The following is a 3,594-nucleotide window of genomic DNA, read 5'->3' on the forward strand; positions in this document are numbered from 1 at the left end:
TGCCCTCCAGGTCCTTGAAGGAGGTGATCTCGCTGTCCTTCTTCATCAGAACTCGATGGTGTCGGCGATGAGTCTGAGCGAGGGCGTGGGCGGCCAGATCCAGGTGCCGCGCGAGGCGTACTCCTTGAGGATGTCGTTCTGGATGGTGCCGGTGAGCTTCGCACGCGGGATGCCGCGCTTCTCGGCTGCGGCGACGTAGAAGGCGAGCAGAATGGCCGCTGTGCCGTTGATGGTGAAGCTGGTGCTGATCCGGTCCAGCGGGATCGCGTCGAAGAGGACCTCCGCGTCGGCCAGGGTGTCGAGGGCGACGCCGACGCGGCCGACCTCGTCCGTGTACTCCGGGTCGTCGGAGTCGTAGCCGCACTGGGTGGGCAGGTCGAGCGCCACGGACAGGCCGGTGCCGCCCTGGTCGAGGAGGTAGCGGTAGCGGCGGTTGGACTCCTCGGGGGTGCCGAAGCCGGAGTACTGGCGCAGGGTCCAGGTGCGGCCCCGGTAGCCGGTGGGGTAGTTGCCGCGGGTGAAGGGGAAGGCTCCGGGGGCGGGTGGGTCGGCGTGCAGGTCGGCGGGGCCGTAGACCGGCTTGAGGTGGATGCCGGACGCGGTGCGGGGGTCATCGGTCATGACAGCTGGTCCTTCATCACCTTGCCGGTGGCATTCAGCGGCAGCTCCGAGCGGAACTCGACCTGCCGGGGCACCTTGAAGCCGGCCATCCGCTCCCTGGCCCACGCGATCAGTTCGGCCTCCGTCACCGTGCCGCGGGGCACCACGAACGCCTTGCCGACCTGGCCCATCCGCGCGTCGGGCACACCGATCACGGCGGCCTGGGCGACGGCCGGGTGCCGGAGCAGGAAGCCCTCGATCTCGGCCGGGTAGGCGTTGAAGCCACCGACGATGAACATGTCCTTCTTGCGGCCGACGATCCTCAGCCGCCCGTCGCCGTCGAGCTCGCCCAGGTCCCCGGTGTGCAGCCAGCCGTCGGCGTCCACGGCCTCGGCGGTCGCCTCGGGGTCGTCGAGGTAACCGAGCATGACGGAGTAGCCGCGCACGAGGACCTCCTGGTCCGCCGCGAGGCGTACCTCGAAGCCCTCACAGGGCCTGCCCACGGTCGTGGCGACGGCCTCGTACGGGTCGCCGGGCCGGGACGCGGTGACGGTGCCGGCCTCGGTGAGCCCGTAGCCGGTCATGAGGTGGGTGAAGGGCAGCTCGGTGGTGATACGGCGGACCAGCTCGACCGGGATGTCGGCGGAGCCGGTCACCGCGACCCGGAGCGAGGCCAGGTCGTGCCCGGCTCCCGTCTGGAGCAGGGAGTGGTACAGCGTCGGCGGGCCCGGCAGGATCGTCACCCGCTCCCGCTCCACCAGGTCCAGGACGCGGTCCACGTCGAAGACGGCGACCGGGAGCACGGTCGCGCCCCGAATCATGGAGGCGACCAGACCCGCCTTGTAGCCGAAGATGTGGAAGAACGGGTTGACGATCAAGTAGCGGTCGCCCTGGCGGAGTTGGGCCAGGTCGCACCACTCGGCGTACAGGCGGAGGGTCTGGCCGTGGGTGGTCATCACACCCTTGGGGCGACCGGTCGTGCCGGAGGTGAAGATGATGTCGGCGAGGTCGTCCGCGCCGACCTCGCGCTCCAGCGGCTCCCCGGAGCCCAGGAACCCGTCCGTCCGCACGTCGATGACGGGAACGCCGGGCGGTCCGGTGAACTCCCGGTCCAGGAAGCCGTTCTGGACGCACAGCACCTTGGCGCCGCTGCGGACGACGATGTCGTGGGCCTCCTCGTCCCGGAACCTGGTGTTCACCGGCACGAGCACGCCTCCCGCGGTGAGCGCGCCGAACGCGGCGACAGCCCACTCGGCCGAGTTCGGCGCCCACACCGCGACCCGGTCGCCGGGTCCGACGCCCACCGAGGCGAACGCCCCGGCGGTGCGCCGCACCCGATCGGCCAGATCGGTGAAGGTGAGCCGCAGATCGCCGTCGACCACGGCCTCCGCGTCCACGAACCGGTCGGCGGCGCTGCGCACCAGTTCGGGGATGCTGCGCCACGGCATCGTCGCGGTCATGCGTCGATCAGCCGGGCGAGGTTGCCGCCCATGACCCTGGCCTTGTCGGCCTCGGTCAGCTTGGCCAGGTGGTCGACGTAGGTGACCGGGTCGGCCAGGCCCTCCGGATGGGGGTAGTCGGAGCCGAACAGGACGCGTTCGATGCCGATGAGGTCGCCGAGCCGGGCCATGTCCTCCTCCCAGAACGGGCTGATGTGGATGTTCCGCCGGAAGACCTCGACCGGGTCCTCCTGGAACTCGTGGGGCATCTTCTTGTGCACGTCCGCCAGCCGGCCGAGCAGCGGCTCCACCCAGGAGGCGCCGTTCTCGATCACCGCGAGCTTGAGCTCCGGGAAGCGGGAGAGCGTGCCGTGGCAGATCAGGGACGAGACCGCGTCCTCGATCGGCCGCCACTCGTTGACCTGGCGGAACGCGTTCGGCTTGAAGGGCAGGAACTCGCGCGTGTTGCCCTCCCAGTCGTTGGCGTAACGGGCGTAGCCGCTGTCGGAGGAGTGGAAGGCGACCAGCACACCGGTCTCGACGACCCGCTTCCAGAACGGGGCGAACTCCCGCAGTGCGAAGGAGCGCGTGGCACCGAATCCGGGCACGGGCGCGGGGCGGACCAGGATGGCGCGGGCGCCTCGCTCCACCACCCAGTTGAGCTCGTCGATCGCCCTCTCCACGATGGGGAGGGTGATGACCGGCACGGTGAAGATGCGGTCCTTGTAGGTGAAGGACCAGGTGTCGTGCAGCCATTCGTTGAGGGCGTGGATGACCGCGTGGATCAGCTCCGGGTCGTCCTTCATGCGCTCCTCGATGAGGCTCGCGAGAGTGGGGAACATCAGGCTGCGCTGGATGCCCAGTTCGTCCATCAGCTCCAGGCGCGGGGCCGGTTCGCGGAAGGCCGGCACGGAGCGCATCGGCTCACCGAATATCTCCCGCCGGGTCTTGCCGGTCGGGTTGCCGACCTTGAAGTACTCCTCCATGGCGCCGGGGCGGGCGACCACGTCGAAGGTGGGGTTGGGGATGTACTCGCTGATCTGCCCACGGATCGCGATCTTCGTGCGGCCCCGGACGGTCACGTACTCGATGGCCCCGTCGTACTCCTTGGGCAGGTACTTCGTGAGCGCTTCCTGCGTCTCGTAGAGGTGGTTGTCCGCGTCGAACAGCGGATACGTGAGTGCGCGAGAGGGCATGAGATCCTCCTTCACCAATATTGAGAATCGTATTCTCACTGTGCGGTAGTGGCAATGTTCCGCCGGAGCTCGAACTTCTTGACCTTGCCGCTCGGCGTCCGGGGGAAGTCGTCGACCGAGCTGACCTCCTCGGGCCACTTCTGCCGGGCCAGCCCCGACCGCTGGAAGTGCGTGCGCACCTCGGCCAGGACCGGCGCGGACCAGCCGGGGCGCATCCGCAGTACGGCCGCGGCCCGCTCCCCCAGGCGCGGGTCGGGTACGGCGACCACGGCGGCCTCGGCCACTCCGGGCAGGCCGAGCAGCACCTCCTCGACCTCCGCGGCGCTGATGTTCTCGCCGCCGCGGATGATGACGTCGGC

2 protein-coding genes and 2 pseudogenes are annotated in these 3,594 nt (G+C 69.6%); all 4 read right to left on the reverse strand.

Annotated features, from left to right (window positions below; all coding sequences use genetic code 11):
- Positions 1-48: 48 nt before the first annotated feature.
- Positions 49-621 (reverse strand): annotated as a pseudogene (locus KVT45_RS54735) (methylmalonyl-CoA mutase family protein); the annotation flags it as partial.
- On the reverse strand, positions 618-2,060 hold the full coding sequence (locus tag KVT45_RS54740; RefSeq protein ID WP_254648747.1) for a FadD3 family acyl-CoA ligase: 1,443 nt from the start codon (positions 2,058-2,060) through the stop codon (positions 618-620). The gene KVT45_RS54740 and the pseudogene KVT45_RS54735, both read right to left, overlap by 4 nt.
- Positions 2,057-3,235, reverse strand: a complete 1,179-nt coding sequence (locus KVT45_RS54745) for an amidohydrolase family protein (RefSeq protein ID WP_217562552.1) — start codon at positions 3,233-3,235, stop codon at positions 2,057-2,059. The genes KVT45_RS54740 and KVT45_RS54745 overlap by 4 nt, the downstream gene beginning before the upstream one ends.
- 35 nt (positions 3,236-3,270) lie before the next feature.
- Positions 3,271-3,594, reverse strand: a pseudogene (locus tag KVT45_RS54750) (AMP-dependent synthetase); the annotation flags it as partial.

The sequence above is a fragment of the Streptomyces sp. GbtcB6 genome (assembly GCF_019091475.1).
Taxonomy (GTDB): Bacteria; Actinomycetota; Actinomycetes; order Streptomycetales; family Streptomycetaceae; genus Streptomyces; species Streptomyces hyaluromycini.

What these genes read in the sequence shown, in the direction of transcription:
- KVT45_RS54740 (WP_254648747.1), bottom strand. Translation starts at nt 2,060, where the DNA reads ATGACCGCGACGATGCCGTGGCGCAGCATCCCCGAACTGGTGCGCAGC.
- KVT45_RS54745 (WP_217562552.1), bottom strand. Translation starts at nt 3,235, where the DNA reads ATGCCCTCTCGCGCACTCACGTATCCGCTGTTCGACGCGGACAACCAC.